This is a genomic window from Paractinoplanes toevensis, assembly GCF_018332695.1.
Lineage (GTDB): Bacteria > Actinomycetota > Actinomycetes > Mycobacteriales > Micromonosporaceae > Actinoplanes > Actinoplanes toevensis.
In genome coordinates, this window is the sequence record NZ_BOQN01000081.1 from 1 (window position 1) to 19,093 (window position 19,093).

18 protein-coding genes are annotated in these 19,093 nt (G+C 69.4%); 9 read left to right on the forward strand and 9 right to left on the reverse strand.

Annotated elements, in window-relative coordinates:
- Positions 1 to 343: 343 nt before the first annotated feature.
- The 7 genes from Ato02nite_RS30755 to dprA all read right to left on the reverse strand — a co-directional run bounded on the left by Ato02nite_RS30755 (position 344) and on the right by dprA (position 6,711).
- Positions 344 to 874 (reverse strand): DUF5983 family protein, encoded by a 531-nt coding sequence (locus Ato02nite_RS30755; RefSeq protein WP_213010163.1) that lies wholly within the window; start codon positions 872 to 874, stop codon positions 344 to 346.
- Positions 838 to 1,278: a hypothetical protein gene (locus tag Ato02nite_RS30760; protein ID WP_213010164.1), complete on the reverse strand. Its 441-nt coding sequence runs from the start codon at positions 1,276 to 1,278 to the stop codon at positions 838 to 840. Before Ato02nite_RS30760 ends, Ato02nite_RS30755 begins: the two co-directional genes overlap by 37 nt.
- A complete protein-coding gene (locus Ato02nite_RS30765) occupies positions 1,275 to 2,108 on the reverse strand; it encodes a deazapurine DNA modification protein DpdA family protein (protein ID WP_213010165.1) in 834 nt (277 codons plus the stop codon). The genes Ato02nite_RS30760 and Ato02nite_RS30765 overlap by 4 nt, the downstream gene beginning before the upstream one ends.
- A gap of 81 nt (positions 2,109 to 2,189) precedes the next feature.
- A complete protein-coding gene (locus Ato02nite_RS30770) occupies positions 2,190 to 3,254 on the reverse strand; it encodes a GGDEF domain-containing protein (protein ID WP_213010166.1) in 1,065 nt (354 codons plus the stop codon).
- A gap of 108 nt (positions 3,255 to 3,362) precedes the next feature.
- Entirely contained in the window at positions 3,363 to 4,268 is a 906-nt protein-coding gene (locus Ato02nite_RS30775) for a Mom family adenine methylcarbamoylation protein (protein ID WP_498371287.1), read from the reverse strand.
- Positions 4,265 to 5,239 (reverse strand): DNA-processing protein DprA, encoded by a 975-nt coding sequence (locus Ato02nite_RS30780; RefSeq protein ID WP_213010168.1) that lies wholly within the window; start codon positions 5,237 to 5,239, stop codon positions 4,265 to 4,267. Before Ato02nite_RS30780 ends, Ato02nite_RS30775 begins: the two co-directional genes overlap by 4 nt.
- Before the next feature lie 425 nt (positions 5,240 to 5,664).
- Positions 5,665 to 6,711, reverse strand: coding sequence for a DNA-processing protein DprA (dprA, locus tag Ato02nite_RS30785; RefSeq protein WP_213010169.1), 1,047 nt, complete (start codon positions 6,709 to 6,711; stop codon positions 5,665 to 5,667).
- A gap of 933 nt (positions 6,712 to 7,644) precedes the next feature.
- Between dprA and Ato02nite_RS30790 the strand changes: the two genes are divergently transcribed.
- From Ato02nite_RS30790 to Ato02nite_RS30830, 9 genes are all read left to right on the forward strand, one after another.
- On the forward strand, positions 7,645 to 8,865 hold the full coding sequence (locus tag Ato02nite_RS30790) for a glycosyltransferase family 4 protein (protein ID WP_213010170.1): 1,221 nt from the start codon (positions 7,645 to 7,647) through the stop codon (positions 8,863 to 8,865).
- On the forward strand, positions 8,862 to 9,638 hold the full coding sequence (locus tag Ato02nite_RS30795) for a phosphotransferase enzyme family protein (RefSeq protein ID WP_213010171.1): 777 nt from the start codon (positions 8,862 to 8,864) through the stop codon (positions 9,636 to 9,638). The genes Ato02nite_RS30790 and Ato02nite_RS30795 overlap by 4 nt, the downstream gene beginning before the upstream one ends.
- 134 nt (positions 9,639 to 9,772) lie before the next feature.
- Positions 9,773 to 10,582: a class I SAM-dependent methyltransferase gene (locus Ato02nite_RS30800; RefSeq protein WP_213010172.1), complete on the forward strand. Its 810-nt coding sequence runs from the start codon at positions 9,773 to 9,775 to the stop codon at positions 10,580 to 10,582.
- Positions 10,583 to 10,587: 5 nt separating this feature from the next.
- Positions 10,588 to 11,700 carry a glycosyltransferase gene (locus Ato02nite_RS30805; protein WP_213010173.1) on the forward strand — a complete coding sequence of 371 codons (1,113 nt, stop codon included), beginning with the start codon at positions 10,588 to 10,590 and terminating at the stop codon, positions 11,698 to 11,700.
- Positions 11,697 to 12,572, forward strand: coding sequence for a glycosyltransferase family 8 protein (locus tag Ato02nite_RS30810; RefSeq protein WP_213010174.1), 876 nt, complete (start codon positions 11,697 to 11,699; stop codon positions 12,570 to 12,572). The genes Ato02nite_RS30805 and Ato02nite_RS30810 overlap by 4 nt, the downstream gene beginning before the upstream one ends.
- A gap of 11 nt (positions 12,573 to 12,583) precedes the next feature.
- Positions 12,584 to 13,270: an HAD family hydrolase gene (locus Ato02nite_RS30815; protein WP_213010175.1), complete on the forward strand. Its 687-nt coding sequence runs from the start codon at positions 12,584 to 12,586 to the stop codon at positions 13,268 to 13,270.
- Between the two features lie 107 nt (positions 13,271 to 13,377).
- Positions 13,378 to 14,652 (forward strand): helix-turn-helix domain-containing protein, encoded by a 1,275-nt coding sequence (locus Ato02nite_RS30820; RefSeq protein WP_213010176.1) that lies wholly within the window; start codon positions 13,378 to 13,380, stop codon positions 14,650 to 14,652.
- Positions 14,653 to 15,128: 476 nt separating this feature from the next.
- Entirely contained in the window at positions 15,129 to 15,473 is a 345-nt protein-coding gene (locus Ato02nite_RS30825) for a histone-like nucleoid-structuring protein Lsr2 (RefSeq protein ID WP_213010177.1), read from the forward strand.
- 622 nt (positions 15,474 to 16,095) lie between these two features.
- Complete coding sequence (locus Ato02nite_RS30830; RefSeq protein WP_213010178.1) at positions 16,096 to 16,272, forward strand: hypothetical protein; 177 nt, start codon at positions 16,096 to 16,098, stop codon at positions 16,270 to 16,272.
- Between the two features lie 122 nt (positions 16,273 to 16,394).
- Here the strand turns inward: Ato02nite_RS30830 and Ato02nite_RS30835 are convergent, their stop codons facing one another.
- Positions 16,395 to 17,135: a Helicase associated domain protein gene (locus Ato02nite_RS30835; RefSeq protein ID WP_213010179.1), complete on the reverse strand. Its 741-nt coding sequence runs from the start codon at positions 17,133 to 17,135 to the stop codon at positions 16,395 to 16,397.
- Positions 17,136 to 17,207: 72 nt separating this feature from the next.
- Entirely contained in the window at positions 17,208 to 18,944 is a 1,737-nt protein-coding gene (locus Ato02nite_RS30840) for a DEAD/DEAH box helicase (protein WP_213010180.1), read from the reverse strand.
- Positions 18,945 to 19,093: the final 149 nt, after the last annotated feature.

Consider the following 19,093-nt stretch of genomic DNA (forward strand, 5'->3'; position numbering starts at 1 on the left):
TCAGATGCGCGCTCATCGGCAGATCCGTATACCTGCCCGGAGGCAAGCGGTCGCGACCGCTTCTACGGAGAGTGATTGACGCCGCGTCTGGTGTCGGCATTAGGACCCGAGTGAGGCGCGGAAGGCGGCGGTCTCACGGAGTCCACGCGGAGCACGCGAGGCCCGTTTGGGAAGGTGTAGACGACCGGGCGTTCCGGCGCCTTGCCGATGATGGGCGATACTTCCCCGATCCGGTCGTCCGCTCGATGGGATCGTCGTCGGCCTCGTGGACGCCGCGCCGGTGGTGATTTTCAGCGTCGCCCAACAACCGGTGTAGGCAGCGGTATCAACAGCGTGACGATCATCAGAGTTCGCGCTTGTCGTGATCAGGAGTCTCCAGCGGGACGGACTCGGCGGTGGCCGGCGGTTCGGTCAAGGACGGGCAAAGCCGATTCGGGTCTGCGAAGGGTGTGGGGTCCGGTGGGGTCGACCAGTCGAAGACCTCAAGCAGGTAGCTCTGGTCGGCGTCGCCGTCGAACAGCACGTAGGCGCAGTCGTGCTCGCGGGCCAGCTTCATGATCGGCAGCAGTTCGGGTGGCCAGTCGTGGGCGCGGGCGAGGCCGGTTGCGTCCTGTGGGGCGTACATGAGCCAGCCGTAGGTGGTCTGGTACGCGATGACGCCGGGGTAGCTGTCGAGTTCGTCGCAGGTCTGCGGTTGCAGGTGCGCGGTGGACAGGTCCAGGAAGGTTCGGATCGTCGGGTCCGCGGGCCGATAGTGCCGCGGCGCGGTGCGCGTCAGCCGCGGCCAGCGCCGGGCCCATGCTTGTGCTGCGTGCCGAAGCCGCCGGCGTGGCCGGTTCACGAGCGCCTCCGGCGGCCAAGGCAGCTCGCACATCTCATCAGCGTCAGGTCGACCGCGGGCAGGTCCCAGCATCCCTCGCACAGCGGTGCGGTGTCCCACCCCTGGCCGTAGGTCATCTCGCCGGCGTTGTTGACCTCGACCGAAAGGGGCAGCGTCTGCTGGTCGCGGTCGTCGCGGATGTCCTCGACGTGCACGAACAGATCGCGGCTGCGGCCGCGGACGCTGACGTCGACCCCGTGCACGGTGACGACGACCTGTTCCCGTGTGTCATCGCCGTCGAGCGGGAATGCCCGCAGGTCGAGCAGGGTGATCAGTGCGGCGGCGTCGAGCAACGCCTCGCGGGTGGCCTGGGGGTCGAGCGTGCCGGCCCGGGCTCGCTCGGCGGCGTCGCGGACGGCGGCGAGGGCCTCGGTGATGCTTCTGTTGGTCGTGGTCATCGTTTCTCCGAAGGGTTGGTCATGGGACTGGGTTGCGTGGTGAGGTGATCCGGTGATGGCGTCGGTCGTGGCGGGCGGGACAGCGGGGTTTTGCGCAGGAGCGAGGTGCGCCAGCGCAGGGCGAAGCGGCGGCAGTTGCCGCAGTGGCCGCGGTGGGTGCAGCCGGGCAGCGGTGGCTGGTGGCGGGCCGTTCGTGACCAGGCGAGGGAGTCGCTGGAGGTGATGCGGTCGGCGAACCGGGCGAGCCCGAGCGTTTTGACGCCGTAGGTGTGCAGCCGGAGCAGACCGTGCCGGTGCAGCAGGTCGACGATGGTCTCGGCCTCGGCGGTGCCCTGCCGGCGGCAGAGGGAGCCGACCGCAACCAGGGGCAGCGTGCGCAGATCGACGTCGTAGCGGGCGTAGAGGTCGACGCAGTCGAGGTAGTCGCCTGGTCGCCAGCCCTGCACGGCGGGCACGATCGGAAGTCCCGGGTCGATCGTCGTGAGCTCGAGATAGTTGATGACGGTCAGGTGCTGGTGGCTGCGGATGTCGAGGCCGGTGCGGGCGAGCATCGGTGGTTCGCACATCCAGTCCTGCGCGGACGCCCAGTCCAGACCGCCGATCTCGTCGGCGTAGCGGCGGATCCGGGCGGCGTACTGGCGTGGGGTCGGCCCGTCGGCCCAGCTACCGGAGCGGGTCAGCTGGCTGAAACCGCCGGAGTCCAGCGCCCACCGGCAGACCGCCCGGGGCAGCCGCCGGCGCTGGCGCAGGGTGGTGTCGGAGACGAACAGCGGCACCGGGCAGTCACCCAGCCATGCGGGGCGGTGGGTGCCCAGGTAGAAGACCTCCACCTGCTCACCCCGTGAGCCCGCAGCCCGATCCGGCGGTCAGAGCCGGGGGAAGGCCGGCGGGCAGCGGCTGGAACGCACCGTTCACCGGTCGGCTCTCTGCGCGCGGAGGGTGCAGTAAACGTCAGCGAGGCCGGCGACGGCGCCGACGACCGTGGCGAGCAGGAACTCGACCGGTTCGATGTCAGAGGGCGCAACCAGTGGCACCGACATCGGTGCGGAGCAGAGCGTGAACGTGTCGGCGAAGGTGACCAGCAACAGCAAGCCGCCGTCACGGTCCGCGCCGGCGCTGGTCGCCACGAGACGCACCTCGGTCACCGGTTCGTGCAGTCGCAGGACACGATGGGTCACGCAGGCGGCGACCAGGTCGGCTGCGGCGCTGCCGAGCGTCGAGGACTGCGGATCGAAGCGTTCCGCGAGTTCCGTCAGCCCCCGAGCGGGCCCCGCGCCTGATTCGGGGACGGTGGTGAGCCGATGCAGCAGGTTCGTGTCGATCTCGATGACCGGTGCTGCGCTCGGCCGGTCGCGTAGCCGCGGACCGTGCCGGTCCTCAGCGGCCGGGTAGGTCATACCAGGCCGGAAGATCACCGCCGGCAACCCGTGGTGCCGCGCGTAGTGCAGGGCGATGTCCGCCGCCCGCAACGGCCGGTCGGACAGTCCGGCTGGCGGCAATGATGCGCCGAAGACCGCGCTGAGCTCCACCTGACCGGCCCCCTCGGGAAGGGGCGTAGGCACGGCAAGTGCCCGCTCGACATCGGCGATCACAACGGCTAGATCAACAGCGGTGGCGGTCGGTAGGAGCAGGGCGAATTCGTCGCCGCCGAGCCGGGCGGCCACCCCGGCGTGCCGCGCGGCGATCCGGTCGAGCCGGGCGGCGACCTGCCGCAGGAGTTCGTCGCCGGCGTGGTAGCCGTAGCGGTCGTTGACCTCTTTGAACCGGCGCAGATCCAGCAACAGCACCGCCAGCGGTGCCACGCGGCGGGCGAAGGCGGCGCTCAGCCCACGCCGATTCGCCAGCCCGGTGAGCTCGTCGGTGCGCGTCGCCCGGGTCAGCGCGGCAATGCGGCGGCGCAGCCGCACCAACGTGACCAGGGCGGCGCCGATCTGCAGGACCTCCAATGCTGCCCACGCAGCGGTAGACGAAGACACGATGGATACCTCCAAAGCACACGGAAAAGGGGCTCACCTGGCGGTGATCCCCTTCGGGATGGGGCGGATGATCACGGGGTGCTGTGGGCGCAGCGTGATCCGGGCAGATCACGGCCGGGGTCGAGCGATCCGGCGGGTAGACGATCCTGGGGCCGCGCCTGGTGGTGTTGTGGTGCTCGGGTACGGACGACCGGCGTAGGCGATCACGGTCTTACGCCGCTGCCGTGGCCCGCCGACCTTGATCAGGTATCGGTGATTGCCGGGGTGGCGGAGCCGGATGGCGCCGATCTCGGCCAGGGCATGCGGCAGCCATGCCGCCGGGTGTTGGCCAGGAGGTGGCGGCGGCGCGCCGAGCGCGAGGAGGCGGGCCGTCACGCCGCGTGCCCCGCGCTCACCGGCGGTCAGCTTCGCGGCAGCGCGGGCAGTGAGCACCGTGGCGTCGGGCAGCATGATCAGCGTGCGGGGCGTGGCGAGTCCGGTATAGAGCGCGGAACAGGCCTGATACAGCACCCCGATATGCCCTGGCTTGACCAGAACCCACCCGTGGGGAGTTTCCCGCCACCGGGGTACCGGGTCGGCGAAGGCGACAACGCCGCGTACCCCGAACTCGGCGGCGCGTCGCAAAGCCTGGGTGATGAACCAGCTCTCCCCGTTGGGCGCGACCGTATCGAGCAAGGTCACCCGCGACAGCTCCAGGCTTTGCCGGTACGGCTCCAGCAGCGGAAACGGCCCGGTCAGCACGGCGGAGTGCATCGGGATACCGAGCACGATCAGCCCGCAAAGTCCACCGGTGTCGCGGTCGATCATGCCGTACCTCAGCCGTGTCGCCGGCCACGATCGGGCGTAGTGGTGGGTCAGGCAGAACGCTTTCGCGTCCGCCTCAGGTAGAGCCACCACCGCGTATCGGTTCCGGTCGAACCCACCGTCGCGGCGACGGATCCACCGCTGCCGGCCGGCCTGGGAACGCTGGCAGACCGACGCCGCGTGGGGAAGGACGCGAGCGACGGCGGTCACGGCGTGGGCTCGGCCGGTGCCGGCCGTATCCCGGGGGCGGCCTCGGTGTCGAGGCCGCTGAACGCGGCAACCGCCGCAGGGTTACCTCGCTGCGCGGCACCGTGCAGGGCGTCCAGAACCGCAGAGGGGCCGGTGACCAGTTGCGCGGCGCCGTCGGCAATCAGCTGATGGCAGCCCGACCACAAACCACTGCGGACCGGGCCGGGAGCCGCGCAGACCAGCCGTCCCGACTCGGTCGCGGCGCGCGCCGTCAAGAGGCCCTGCGGCGTCGACGATGCCTCGATGACAACGGTGGCCGCGCTGAGCATTCCCAGCAGCACACTGCGGTAGTCCCACCGCCGTGAGATGCGGTCACAGCCGGGCGGGAACGGGCTGATCAGCGCCGACATGCTGGCCGCGCGGTCGGCCAGGTTCCGCAGGGTGAGGCCGGCAGGCTGGTCCAGGCCGCCGGGGTGTACCAGCACCGGCGGTGTCGTGGAGTCGAAGGCGGCCGCGGCCACGGCGGCGTCGACGCCGGCCGACAGCCCGGTCACGACGGTCAGCCCCGCGTTGCCGAGGCCGAGCCCGACCTCGGCGGCGAGCATGCGTCCGTCGTCACTGGCCGCGCGGCTGCCGGTAACGGTCACGGACCGGATGAGGGCGGCATGCAGGTTGGGGTTGCCGCGTACCCACAGACAGGGCACCTGGCCAAGGTCCGCGTGACCCGGCCACCCCGTGTCGCCGCGGATCAGCAAGGCGATGCCTGCCTCGTCGGCCCGCTCCCGCAGCGAGCGCCCCAGCGTCAGCAGCGCCGCCGCGCGCTGTCCCGCACCGATCACCTTCAGGACTCGCGTCCGGTAGGCGCGCGGCGCCTCTCCCGGCCGGTAGTGGTGCAGTTTTTCCAGGTCTGCAAGATGTTCCGGTGGGTGTTTGCCCAGGTAGTAGGACAGGGCCGCCAGGACGTTACGAACAGGGTCATCGTCGACGGTCATCGTGGACCTCCGAGTCTCGGACGAGTCCCGGCGGCGCGTCGGTTCGGGGCGCCGCCGGGGTGGACGGCACGATCCGGCCCACCCGGGGCCGAGCCCGGGGCAAGCCCCGGGCTCGCGGCGCCCGATGAACGCGCAACTGCGGCCTTCGCGGCCCTGCCCTGACGCAATGCCGGGTGGCTTGCCCCTGGCCGGCCCGGATGGGACCGTGTCCGGTCCTCTCCCGGGCGGTGCCCAGCCGAGCCCCCCAGCCTGGGTGTGACACCCCGGCTAGCGGCGGGCCCGTCCGGCACCTATTCGGATGTCTGGCCGGCCGGTTGGTGTAGCTGGCCAGCCCGACCGTCGGTCACCTCAGTGTTCGCCAGCACGGGGCGCCCTCGACAGACCGACAGGTGACCGGCGCGTCGCGGCCACGGCGGCTGCATCTCCTACGTGGTAGGAGTTTTCCCGGGCGCCGCATCGATGACCTGGGCCCGCTGGTCCGACACCGGCCCTGGCTCACGCGGCAGGTCGGCAGCTGAAGCCTCGTCGCGGCTGAGGGTTTCGAGGACCTGCGCCGGACCGGTCACCAGCGTCGTCTCGGTGTGCGAGCGCAGCAGCTCGTGGCAGCCCACCGACATGGCCGAGGTGACAGGCCCGGGGACCACCATCGCGGGCCGGTGAAGCGCCAAAACCCGGTCCATCATCTGGAGGCTGCCGCTGCGCGGCGCCGCTTCGACGAGGACGGCGCCCGCAGCCACGGCCGCGACGATGCGATTGCGGATCAAGAAGCGGTGTTTCAGGGGCTCGGATCGAAGGGGCCACTCGCTGATCAGAACTCCGGAACCGGAGTCGACGATCTGCTCGAACAAGGCGGCGTTGCCGGCTGGGTAGGGCCGATCGACGCCGCACGCCAGCACCACCGCGGTACGGCCGCCCACGGCCAGTGCTGCCCGGTGAGCTGCCGCGTCAACACCAAACGCTCCGCCAGCGACGATCGTCCAGTCGTTTTCGGCCAGTGCTGCCGCTATGTCGGAGGCGACCTGCCGGCCGTACTGCGTCGCGGCACGCGCGCCGACCACCGCGACCGACCGCCGTGTCAGTTCTCCCAACTGGGGCTGCCCGCGCACCCACAAACACAACGGCGGCACCTGCACGTAAGCGGCGAGAGGATCGCTGCCGACAGCGGCCAGATCATCGACCTGTGCGGGCCACTCGTCATCGCCGGGTACGACCAGACGGGCGCCAAGCCGTTCGGCGTGCAGCAGCATCGCCTCAGCGTGCCGTCGCGGGTCGCCACCGGCGACAATCTTGGCGGTCACCGAGCCGTGCAACGACCGGTCCGCGATGTCGTCGCGCAGCAACCGTTGCAGTGTCAGCGTCGCCCCATCGGCCTGCACCATGGCCCAGATCAGTGGGTTGCCGGGCTCAGCAATCCAGGTGAGGGCAACCCGGGCGGCACGGTCTTGTTGCTGGTTGCTCGGACGCTCAGGCATGGGTCTCTCCCATGCGCAGCCGCGGTTCGTTGCCTGCACAGCCGGATAGACGCGCACGCACGTCGTGACGTGTTCTCTTCTCCATGGTCATCGTGGGCCCCTGAGTCTCGAACGAGTCCCGGCGGCCGCGCTGGTCGGGCGCCGCCGGGTAGGACGGCACGAACCGGCCCACCCGAGGCCGAGCCGGGACAAGCCCCGGCCGGCGGCGCTGACGAGGTCAACCATGGGAGCCCCGGTGGCCGTTTGCCGGGTGGTCGGGCCGGTTGGCTTGTCCCGGCCGGCCCCTGGTGGGATCGTGTCCGGCCCCATCCCGGCGGGCGCGCTGGCGCTGCCTTGGCCGGCGAAGTGGGCTGGGCTCGCGGATCGTCGCTATGACGTGGTAGGTCTGCGCGCTGGGTTTGGCCGCCGAATGGTTGCGGCGATGCTGCGCTGCTCCGTGGCGAGTCCTAGCTGGTACGTCTGTCGACGGCAACCGCCAAGCCCCGCACCTCGCTCGTGGTACTGCAGCGGGCAACCGGGCTGAACTCGTCGTCGACCCGAGGCTTGTTACGCAAGGACTTGCGCCGTGTCGTGCGGTCTGAGTGATCCGGCACGTCGTGGGCAGCAATGGCAAGCGCTGATCGCCAGCCGGCCGGTGTCATGCGGAGCAGGCACGACGTATGCGTTATTGGCACGTCGATCACTGCGGCCGGGGCGCACGCGTTCTGCTTGAGCAGAGCACGACCGTGTGCTTGCCGGTGATCTCTTGTCGGCTCAACCCCGTTGATGCGAGGTGATCCCCATGATGCTTCCGACTTCACAGACACCGATCCACCGTCCGAGGCGACGGAGGAGGTTCCTGCGTGATGCGCCCAGAACCACCGTGCCTCCCGTCGACCAGTGCAGGCGCTCGCCACGCAGCTCGCAGGCGGCGCGGCCAGGAGGAGGCCCGTCGTGCGGGTCCTGATGCTGAGCACGAACTACCACCCGGTTGTCGGCGGCGCGGAAAGCTACTGCCGTGACCTCGCGACCGGGCTGGTGCGGCGGGGACACGACGTGACGGTCTTCACCGACGGCCGTGCCTGCTCCCAGCCGCCGGACTCGACGGAGTACGGCGTGCGGGTGCTGCGGGAGCGGTCGTATCTGCCGCGCCTATCGGATCCGGACGTCTCGGCCTGGGAGCAGATGGCGTTCGGCCTGCTGCCGGCAGTGTCGAGCATGTTCGACGTGACGAGGGTTGACGTGCTGCACGCCAACAGCCAGGACACCGCGCTGTTGGGGACGGTGCTGAAACTCCAGTACGGCATTCCCTTGGTGGTCACGTCGCATGAGGTGCATCGTGAGCGTGGACCCGCCGGTGCGGGCAGATGCCGGCTGGTGTTCGGATCGTTGCCCGTTGATGCGCATATCACGGTCAGCGGCTATTACGAACGGGTGGCCCGCAGTTTCGGCGCAGTGAATCTGCACCGCATCGATCTCGGTGTCGACCTCGGACGCTTCGCGCCAGACGATGGCCGGGCGGCGCGGTCGCTGTTGGGCATCGCCGACGACGAGGCGGTAGTCACGTGTGTGGCTCGGTTCAAGCCGCGTAAGGGCCTGCTGGAGTTGATCGACGCTGCCGGCGACGTGGCACAGCGGGTGCCGCGGCTACGCCTGCTGCTGGTCGGCACAACCAGTTCCGGCTCCGAGGAGTACGCCCAGTTGATGCGGCAGCGGATCGAGGAGCGGGGACTCACCGGCCGGGTCCAAGTGATCGAGACGTACGGACACGAGCAGATCGCTACGGTGATGCACGCGAGTGACGTCTACGTGCAGCCCAGTCATGTGGAGGGGTTGGGGTTGGCGGTGCTGGAGGCGATGGCCTGCGGCGTGCCGGTGGTGGCCAGCGACACCGACGGTCTGCGGGAGGTCGTGGTCCCGCAGGATTCCGGCCTGCTGGTGCCGGTGGGTGATTGCTCTGCGCTCGCCGGGGGCATCGTGCGGCTGCTGTCCGAGCAGCCGCTGCGTCAACGGCTGATCAGCGGCGGGCTCGCCCGAGCCCGCGGACGCGGCATGGACGCGATGGTCGCCCGGACGGAGAGTCTCTACCGGTCGTTGCAGGTGGCGGCACCGTCAGCGCCTAAGGTCGGGTCGGTGGGTTCCGGCTTGGTAGCGGCAGGAGAGGGGCGGGCATGACCGAGGCGATGGATCGTGGCCGCTTCTCCAAACCGGTCCGTAACGGCGACGTGGTCGAGCGGGTACTTGGCCCGGGCCGGAGCAACGTGCATGCCCTTCTCGAGCACCTGCACGAGCGCGGCTTCGACCTTGCGCCGAGGTTCCTCGGTGTGACCAGCGACGGATCCCGGGAACGCCTCAGTTTCCTTTCGGGTGACACCGGCTATCCACCGCTGGCCGCCGCGCTGCGCTCCGATGCGGCACTGGTCGACGTCGCGCGGGCGGCCCGAAAGCTGCACGACGCCAGCGAGGGTTTCGTCGCCCCTGAGCCCGGCCGCTGGAGCGGGCATGACTACGCCGGGCCGGTGCGACCTGACTGCGTCGGACACCTCGACCTGGCCCCGTGGAACATCACCTTCGACGGCGAGCAGGTGACCGGGATCATCGACTGGGACTTCGCCGCCCCGACCAGCCGCATGTGGGACCTGGCGTATGCGGCGCATCAGTTCGTGCCGTTGCACCCCAGCGAAGCCCTCGCAGCGTGGGGCTGGGACACCGAACCCGACCGGGTCGCCCGGCTGCGCATGTTCGCGCAGGCGTACGGGGAGCCAGCCACGCCGGCCGAACTCGTCGACCTGGCCGCGATGCGGCTGCTGAGCATCGGCGCCCACATCGAGGACCGTATCCGCGCCGGTGACCCCGCGTTCGCCGTGCATCGCGACGAGGACCACGGCAGCGGCTACCGCACCGCGGCCGCCTGGATCCTCACCCACCGCGCCGAGCTGCTCGGCTAACACCAGCAAGCAACCACTTTCACGTCTCGCCCTGTCGTAGGCGGGCCGGTAGATCCCTGCGCCCTGCCGCGGATCTCAAGCCGAGGCACGACATGCCCCGCACGCCCTTCTTCGTTCGAAAGTGAGGCTCCACCATGCGCCAAGCCACTTTCCGGCAGCCGGACCAGCATGACTGGGGACTGCCGCCCTTCACTAATGCCGACATCTGGCGCGACCTGCGCGACAGCGCCGTCCAGCTGGCCCACCACCTGTTCGTCCACCGCCGCGAAGCCCGCCGCCTACGCCGGCACCTCGCCGCCCGTCCGGGCCCGGTGCTGCTGTCGATCGGCTCGGGCCGCACCGTTCCTGCGGGCTGGGTCGGTATCGACCTCAAGAAGGGCGACCGGGTCTTCCGCTGCGACCTGCGCAAACCCCTTCCACTGGCCGACGCCAGCGTGGACGCCATCCTCGCCGAGCACGTCCTGGAGCACTTCTGCCCGGACGACCTGCCGAGCATGCTCGCCGAAATGCGGCGAGTGCTACGGCCGGGAGCGCCGCTGCGGATCGTGTGCCCGGACGCCGGTATAGTCGCCGAGCTGCTGCGCGGGCAGCAGTCGCCGCGAGTACGCGATCAGGTCGCCTTCGACACGCGCGTGCACGGCTGGGACCCTATGGAGCCCCTGCTGCCTTGGCGGATCGCGAACCGGCTGACCTACCAGTTCGGCCAGCACCAGGTCCTGCTCACCGCCGCCAGCACCACGGCGCTACTGGAGGCAGCCGGGTTTACCGGCGCCCGCAGCATGGCCATGACCGAGACGGCGTACTTCGACCAGGTCCCGGGCACCCACCTCGCCCGGTTCCCGGACAGCGCTCACGAGGCGTTCACCGTCGAAGCGACCTGCCCCACGACCGCGGCACCCGCCGCCGATGGCCGCGAACCGGCCACCGCCGCGAGCCAGCCATGATGATCATGTTCGTGGTCGATGACATCGACGCGGTCGGTGGTGTCCAAACGGTGACACATACGCTCGCCCAGCACCTCGCCCGCCGCGGTCATCCCGTGCACGTCGTCGGGCTCTACACCAACCCCGCCCCGGCCCCGGCGCCCGAGCAGCCCCTCTACCGGCGGACCGTCCTGGACGCTCCCGCGCCCGGCTCACCACCTGACCCCGCCAGAAACGCCGTCGCCAAACGACGGATGCGGCGACTGCTGGCGGCGACCGGCGCCGGTGTTCTGGTCATGGCGTCGGTGCACGTCAGCCTGTGGCTGGACGACCTCGACACCAGCCGGTGGGGACGCGTCGGGCACTACCACGGCTCCTACGAATACGCCCGCGGCCACTACCACCTGGGCATCATCTGCGCCCTGTGGGCCGGCTTCGACGCCTGCGTCTTCCTCAGCCCTGACGACGCCGCCGGTTTCGCCGCACACACCGCCCTGCCCGCCACCTGGATCCCGAACCCGCTGCCGGACCACGCCACAGCAGCGGCAACCCGCCCGGCGACCCCACCGCGCGTCCTCGCCGTCGGGCGACTCACGGCGATCAAACGATTCGACCTGGCCATCGACGCCTTCGCCCGGGCGGCGACCGCCGACTGGCAACTGCACCTGATCGGGCACGGCGACCAGGACCGGGCGCTCCGCCGGCACGCCGACCAGCACGGTCTCCTCGCACCTCGCCGAGGCCCAGAAGTAGTGCTCCGCGGCGGCCGGCCCACCGCGGCCATGCCGGCCGAATACGCCGCCGCACACCTGCTGATCGTCACCAGCGACCACGAAGGTTTCGGCATGGTCATCGCCGAAGCCGCCAGCGCGGGCATCCCCACCGTCGCGTTCGACGTCTCCGGCGGTGTCCGCTCGCTCGTCCGCCACGACCGCACCGGCCTGCTAGTCCCGCCGGGCGACACCACCGGCCTCACCCGAGCCATCCGGGCCTTGATGCTCGACGGTGATCGCTGCCGTGCGCTCGGCCACGCCGCCCGCGCGGCCGTTCATGTCCTGAACCCTCATGCCGTCACCGACCGGTGGGAGCAGTTACTCACCCACGTCGCCGAGCGTGTCGCGCACGAGGTCGCATCATGACGGCCGTCGTGCGTCTGGTGGTCAGCACCGACGAGCGGTACGCCATGCCGACCGCCGCGTGCATCCGGTCGGTCATCGACAGCCGCGATCGCACCGACCCGCTGCACATAACGGTGCTGGCCAACGCGGTCAGCGAGCGCACCCGGACGCGGCTGCTGCGATCCTGGCGCGCTGCCCGCTGCGCCATCACCATCACGCCAGTCGATCTCGGACGCTTCGCCAGTCTGCCCACCACCTCAGCGGTCGGCGCCACGGTCACCGCCGCTGTCTACGCGCCGCTGCTCATCGGTGAGCTTCTGCCCGCCGACTGGCAACGGGTGATCTACCTCGACTCGGACACCATCACTCGCCGCCCGCTGAACAGTCTGTGGAACACCGATCTTCGCGGCAGCAGCCTCGGTGCGGTCCGCGACGACTACGTCCCCACGGTCTCCAGCCCGTACGGGGTGCCCGGCTGGCGTGAGCTCGGCCTTGCCGCAGACCTGCCGTACTTCAACTCCGGTGTGCTGCTCATCGACCTCGACGCCTGGCGCCGCCAGCGTATCGGTGAGAAGGCCGTGCAATACCTGACCCAGCATGCCGGCGACATCCGCCTGTTCGATCAGGACGCCCTCAACGCGGTGTGCGCCGGCCGCTGGCATGAACTGGACACGCCCTGGAACGTCACCGGCTACTGGCGTAAACCCGAGCGTCGCACCGGCCGCTATCGCACCATCCTCGAGGATGCCCGGATCCGTCACTTCGCCGGCTACGGCAAGCCCTGGGACCCCGACCCACTGCCGGGTGTGACCGACGCCGGCCTGTTCTTCCACAGCCTGGCCCGCACTGCCTGGGCGTCCACCGACAGCCCGGAAGACGGTGACCGCCGATGAGGTGGGCCGCGGTGCTGGTCGACGCCGGACGCGTGCTCGTGCATCCCGACGACCAGCTCTTCCGCCAGGAGGCTCTGGCCGTCGGCTGCACCCTGGCCGCGGGAGCCGCCACTATCGCGCTCGGCCGCACCGTTTGGGAAGGTGCCGCGGCCAGCGACCCGATCGCTTTCTGGAACAGCACTGCCAAGATCGACGCCTGGTCGCGGCATGCCGGCCTGGCCACCCGCAGCGGACGTGCGGTCTGGGAGCGCGTGCACCGGCGCGATCGCGAAGACACGCCGCTGTGGTCGAAGCCTGACCCCGGCGCCGCAGTGGCTCTGCAACGCCTGCGGCAGGCCGGCTACCTCATCGCGGTCGTCAGCAACAACGACGGCCGACTGCACCATCAGCTCACCGCCAGCGGCCTGATCCACCACGTCAACGCGGTCGTGGACTCCGCCCAGGTCGGCCTCGCCAAGCCGTCACCCGAGATCTTCGACCACGCGGCAACACAACTCGGGGTGAGATTGGACCAATGCGTCATGATCGGCGACGACCCATACTTCGACATCCACGCCAGTCTGCACGCAGGCGCCGCCGCAGCCCTGCTGATCGACCCCGGCGACGACCGGCCCTGCACCTGGCCGACGATCGCCTACCCCGATCTGGGCGGCGCCGCCGACGCTGTACTCGATCGAGGGGCCGGACCCGCGGCATAGCCGTTTCGACGTCTGGTTGACGCCTGACCACCCCCGAACGCATCGACCCCTGCGCACGGTAGCCGTAGCCTGAACGCAGGAACCGACGCCGAAGAAAAGCGGCTGCCATGCACGGAACCGACTCGTTGTGGAACTCCAGACCAGCTCAAGAACTGGTCGCGGCCAAGGACATCGGTGGCCTCCTGCGATTCGCTCGCCGCGCCAAGCACCTGCGGCAGGCCGACGTCGGAGCCACCGTCGGCTATGACCCGTCAGCCATTTCACGCCTGGAGACCGGCCGTCGTCGCGCCAGCGATATGGACCTGCTGCGCCGCATCGCCGCTGCCCTGGAGATTCCCCCGCACGTGCTCGGCGCGCTACTGGACATCGCCCCCGCAGCTCCGGCTAAGGTGGCCGGAGCCACCGGCGACCAAGGGGACGATCCGATGCGCCGACGCACTGTGCTGGCCACCGTACCGGCCGGTCTGCTCGCCCGGCTCGACCACGCCCTCGCCGTGCCCGCCCCGCCCACGAGCACCGCTCAACAGCTCGGCGCCGCGGCGCGATACCAGCAGGCCCGCAAACTGTTCGACGCCGGCCGGCTCGCTCAGCTCATCGACGCGATGCCCGACCTGCTCGCCATCGCGCACGCCGACACCAATTCCCACGAGCCGGCCGCATACGCCCAGCTCACCGCCTGCTACACCCTGGCCAGCGAAACCCTGAACAAGGCCGGGGCACACGAAGCGAGCCGGCTGACCGCCGACCGAGCCGTCATCTTCGCCGACCTCGCCGAGTCGCCGCTGTCAAAGACCGTAGCCGCCCGCGCCCTGGGCATCGTGCTGCGCCACCAAGGCGACCACGCCCTCGCCGACGAAGTCGCGCTCACTGCGGCAACCACGCTCGAAGCGACCGGACTGCCGACACCCGAACACGCGGCCACCTACGCCCTGGCCCTGTGCACCTGCGCCTACAACGCCGCGCAGGCCGGGCGCCGCGACGCCGCGACCTCATTGATCAACGAAGCGCACCGCGCGGCAGCCGGCCTGACCGTGTCGACACGATCCGGGCACCCGGTTGCCCTAACCGCTGCCCAGGTCACCCTGTACCAGCTCGGTATCCACTGGGCACTCGGCGACGCCGGCGCTGGTCTTTACGCCGCCCGTGATCTGCGCCCGCAGCACTTTCCCAAACGCCGTGCCCGACTGCACACCGACCGGGCACGGGCCTGGTCGCAATGGGGTAAGCCCGCCGAAACGGCCCGGGCCCTGCTCAGCGCGCACGCGGAGGCCCCAGCCGAAGTACGCAACCGGCCGTCGATTCGCGGACTCGCGACGGACCTGATCCGCGGCAACCACGCCACCCCTGAGGTGCGCCTGCTCGCGGCCACGCTCGCGCGTTAAGGTGCCCGACGGCGGATGTTGGCGTCCGGGGCCGGAGCGGGCGCGCAGGATCGAAGCTGAGCCGTACTCCGCGCCGCGTGATGGGGTGGCGGAAGCCGGCTGGAAGCGATTGAAACGGCATAGCAGCGTGCCCGGCGAGTTCTCCCACAGGTTTCGGTAGTAACTTCCACCGAATTGTTCGCGTCGACGACGCACGGGTCGACCGCGCTAGCGAGACCCTCCTTAACAGGACTTTGAAGAGCGCCAGAGCCCATTGTGGTGACGCGCCGCCAATCTCCTCTGTGCGCTCAGCGTCTCTGAGGTTGCCGAATCACTCGGCCGCGCACGTCGCCCTGTAGCACTTCACGACAATTGACGGATAGGCGTTGCATCACAACCGGGCCGATCTTTGGGAATTCAGATCCGTTACGGCTATTCTTGTTAACAAGTATCGAGTCAGCTTGTTCTGACACGGAATTACTGGGAATGGGAGTGGCGTGGCTAAGCAAGTTATCACCAAACTGGTGGACGATCTGGATGGCGGCGAAGCCGATCGGACAGTGGAGTTCGGTCTGGATGGCGTGAACTACATCATCGATCTGTCCGAGAAGAACGCCGGCAAGCTGCGCAAGGCGCTGGATCCGTATCTCAGCGCAGGTACGCGGATCGGGCGTTCGGGTGTCGGCGGGGTCTTGCCTCGTGGCGCGCGCGGGAGTGGCTCTGCGAGCAACCGTGAGAAGAATCTGGCGATCCGCGAATGGGCTGTCAAGAACGGCCATGACGTGTCGGAGCGCGGCCGGATCCCGAGCAGTGTTGTGGATGCGTACAACGCGGCGCATTGAGCGGAGTACGGGGATGACATCCGTGGCGGCCCGACGACGGTGGCGGGCCTGCTGCGGACCCCCCGGAGGAAGCACGCGGCTGTGGTTTCGTTCGTAATAGCTGGGGCTCTGGCGCAAATTCCGTGATGGCGGCCGAATAGGCGTGTGCCTACCCCTCGCGGCAGGCGGCTGGCCTGCGCGAGCTTCGCGGCCACCGGCGCTCGATCAGGCCCGCAAAGATCATTCATGGAGTTAGCGCCAGAGCCAAAATCTAAGCCCCGATGTACGGCTGTTCCGGCACCGGGCATTGCGCCTTCTTCATGATCAACTTGCTTGAGGTTCGGTCCCACCTTGCAGACGTCGGCGGGTGGGCGCGAGCATTCGATCAGCCTGCCGGGTCCGTCTGTGATGTCCTGGGCGAGTAGGAGTGCGTCGAGCTCGAGGCAACCGGCCGGACCGGTCTTGGTGAAGTAGTCTTCGCGGATTGCACCGACATGCTGGCGCGCGAGTCCCGGCGTGGCTTAGTTTCGTGAGTACCGAACTCGCGTCGAAGCCATGCCGGTCGTCGAGGTGACCGGCCCAAGGTCGCCGTGTGATTCGCCGGGGGTCGAGTCGATCTTCCTCGGCTGGCAGCATGTGCCGAATGAGTAGCGACCTGATCACTTGGCTCCGCGCACGCCACGAAGCCGACCCCCTGCGGCTTACCACGCTCGCCTCTGAGCGCGCCGGTATGGGCCGGCCCGATGACCGAGTCATCAAGCGCATCGCCATGGACCAGGTTTCTACCTTCGCCGCGCAGAAGCAGGTCATTTGTGGCTGATGTGCGAACATGCCGGCCCTCCCCCGGAGCCGTCGGCGCGTGCATCCCACCGACGATGGTGCTGGTGGTCGGGTCTCTTCGGTCGATGGTGTGGGGCGTGTGGTGCTGCGTGGTCGGTGATGTCATGGCTGACCAGCACCGCGGAACCTGGCTGCATCGTCGATCTTGTCCCAGACGCCGGCCTTGCGCCATTGGTCGTACCAGCGCCTCACGGCGGTGGACGTAACATCGCGCAGGTCGATGTCGTTCCAGTCGCAGCGGGTGCGGACTTTCCACAGGACGGCGTCGATGACAGCGCGTTGGTCGGCGGCGTCCCAGGCGGGGTCCTCGGAGACGGGCAGCAGCGCGCGGATGTCGTGCCATGACGGGTCGGTGAGGCTGAGGTTGCGGCGGGTTCGGTAGCTGGTCAGCGCCGCGTGTAGGTCGTGCCAGAGCGGGTCGATCTCGGCGAGTTTCCTCGCCCGGTCAGAGCTGAGGGTGCCGTCGTCGAAGAGCTGGGCCTGGCGCCGGAACCAGAAGCGCAGGGAGCCGTGGGGCACGTTGATGTGACCGTGAGTCTTCTGGAAGGCGGCGAGTTCCTGCAGCTGGGTCTCCCACTGGGATTGCCGGTCTTCTTCCTGGCTGTTCCACCGGAACCCGATCTCGTCCAGCATTTCGATCTTGGCGTCGTCGAGGCGGCCGGCACGGCGCAGAGCCATCTGCCCTCGGATCCACGTGGTCGCCAGCGAGCCGGTGGGCGTGCGCAGGTCGGTGGGGACGCGGAGGTGGCCGTACTGGCCGTGGAATTGTTTGAGCTGTTCGTAGGTTCGTTGCCAATCGACGTCGCGGCGGTTTTCGGTGCTGATCCCGATCGCGGCGAGCAACGCGATCCGTTCGGTGCTTTGTTTGTCGGCTTTCAGCTGCTGCACCTGGGTTTTGAGCCAGGTCCAGGGCCGTCACCGCACGGGTGGGCGGACCTGCCCGGTCTGTTCGTAGAGGGCCTTGAGGATGTTGTAGTTGGTCATCCACGCCTCGTCACGGCGTTGATGGCTTAGTCCGAGTTTGTGCAACGCCTGGGAGCGCTCGTCGCCGTCCGGCGCGTTTTGCAGGTATTGCTTCTGCCGGTGCCACCAATAGCCGAGTGCCAGGCCGGTGTCGGTGACGTGGTCGATGGGGATGCGCAGGTGGCCGTGTTCGCGTTGGAATGCCTGGGCGGCGCCGTAGCATTCGTCCCAGGTGCTGGTGGTTGCCCGGACGGCCTGCACGGTGATCGCGGCGGCGAAGTCTGCGTCGACATTGACCCCGGTCACCGTCAACCAGGTCGGTAACTCGGCCTCGCGGCCAACGGCAGGGGTCTTGTTGTCGGCCAGGGCGCGGCGGCGTTCGCGGAGTTCGGTGTCGAGTCGCTCGTCGTGATCGCGTAGCGCGGATAGGACTTGCCAGACGGGTTCCCAGCTGCTGCCGGACAGGGCGTCTTGCGGGGTTTGCCCTTCGGCGAGCATCAACGGGACCACGATCGTGGCGACCTTGCCAGCTTTGCCGCCGGTGCGCAGGGCTCGGCCGACTGCCTGGACCGCGTCGATCTCGCCGCGTGGGTGGGTGAAGACGACCGCGTCGACGGCTGGTACGTCGATGCCTTCGGTGAGGACTTTGGCGTTGCTGACCAGGACCAGGTGGTCGCCGGGTTCGGCGAGCCGGCCGATCACCTGTTGCCGGGTGGCGGCGGGTTGGCTGCCGGAGACGTGCCCGGCCCATACCTCGGGTGCACGATCGGGCATCAGCCGGGCGGTGGCCGGGAGTGTCGCCGCCCAGGCTTGGGCGTCGGCGACCCGTGGGTGGTAGCTGATCGCCCGGCGGGCCCCGAATTGGGCCATGGTCTTGAGCACGGCGATCTGGGTCGCCACGACGGCGGCGGGCATCGGCCGGCCGCCGACCTGGACGGCCGCGTTGCGGTCGTGGGTGAGGCGGTGGACCTCGTCGCTGGTGACGACGGGGACCACGATCCGGTAGTCGGCCAGCAACCCCAGTTCGATCGCCTGGGCGAACGTCAACCGGTAGGACACTTTGCCGAAAACGGTGGGATCGTCCATGGAGACGTGGTCGTCTGACTTGCGTTTGGAGATCTTCGGCGTCGCGGTCATGTAGATCCGGCGGGCGGCCGGGATGTGCTTGTCGTCGTGCACGATTTGCCACGGGCCGCCGGCATGGCCGGCAGAGCGGTGGGCCTCGTCAACGACCGCCACGTCCCAGCCGGCCAGACCGAGGCGGTGGGCCTCGCCGACAACAGGCAAGGACATGTAGGTGGAGAACACCGCGGCGTTTTTGCGAGAGCCGGCCACGTCGGCGAGCAGCTGTGCGCTGGTCGACACGACGACCTGGTCCGCGACGTCGTGCAGCTCGTGCTGCTGGGTGACCGTCGCGTCGCAGCACATCGCGATCACGGTGAGGGCCGGGCCCGCTGCCGCGGCCAGGTAGACGGGCAGGGTTTGCCGGAGTAACTCGATCGTGGGCAGCACCACGAGGATGCGCCCGGAGCCCGGCAGCCGGCCGACGGTGGCAGCGCCGATACGCGTTTTGCCGGTGCCGCACGCGGCGACCATGGTCGTGCGGCCGCCACTACGGACCGCGGCCGCGAGCGCGTCGACCGCGTCGACCTGATGCGGCCACAGCGACGCCCCTTTAGCAGGACTCATGACGTGCTCCGTCCGTCCGCGAGGACGGACAGATCATCGGAGAAGGCATTCGGATCGGTCGCGAGCAGTGATGGAGCAGAACGCACGGGCAACTCCGCACAGGAAAGTGTGGTCGATGGGTTCGAGGTGCTCGGTTGACGGGGCGGCGG

Bases quoted from the DNA above. Each gene is read 5' to 3' on its own strand.
- Ato02nite_RS30755 (WP_213010163.1), bottom strand. From the start codon at position 874: ATGTGCGAGCTGCCTTGGCCGCCGGAGGCGCTCGTGAACCGGCCACGC.
- Ato02nite_RS30760 (WP_213010164.1), bottom strand. From the start codon at position 1,278: ATGACCACGACCAACAGAAGCATCACCGAGGCCCTCGCCGCCGTCCGC.
- Ato02nite_RS30780 (WP_213010168.1), bottom strand. From the start codon at position 5,239: ATGACCGTCGACGATGACCCTGTTCGTAACGTCCTGGCGGCCCTGTCC.
- dprA (WP_213010169.1), bottom strand. From the start codon at position 6,711: ATGCCTGAGCGTCCGAGCAACCAGCAACAAGACCGTGCCGCCCGGGTT.
- Ato02nite_RS30795 (WP_213010171.1), top strand. From the start codon at position 8,862: ATGACCGAGGCGATGGATCGTGGCCGCTTCTCCAAACCGGTCCGTAAC.
- Ato02nite_RS30800 (WP_213010172.1), top strand. From the start codon at position 9,773: ATGCGCCAAGCCACTTTCCGGCAGCCGGACCAGCATGACTGGGGACTG.
- Ato02nite_RS30805 (WP_213010173.1), top strand. From the start codon at position 10,588: ATGTTCGTGGTCGATGACATCGACGCGGTCGGTGGTGTCCAAACGGTG.
- Ato02nite_RS30810 (WP_213010174.1), top strand. From the start codon at position 11,697: ATGACGGCCGTCGTGCGTCTGGTGGTCAGCACCGACGAGCGGTACGCC.
- Ato02nite_RS30820 (WP_213010176.1), top strand. From the start codon at position 13,378: ATGCACGGAACCGACTCGTTGTGGAACTCCAGACCAGCTCAAGAACTG.
- Ato02nite_RS30830 (WP_213010178.1), top strand. From the start codon at position 16,096: ATGAGTAGCGACCTGATCACTTGGCTCCGCGCACGCCACGAAGCCGAC.
- Ato02nite_RS30840 (WP_213010180.1), bottom strand. From the start codon at position 18,944: ATGAGTCCTGCTAAAGGGGCGTCGCTGTGGCCGCATCAGGTCGACGCG.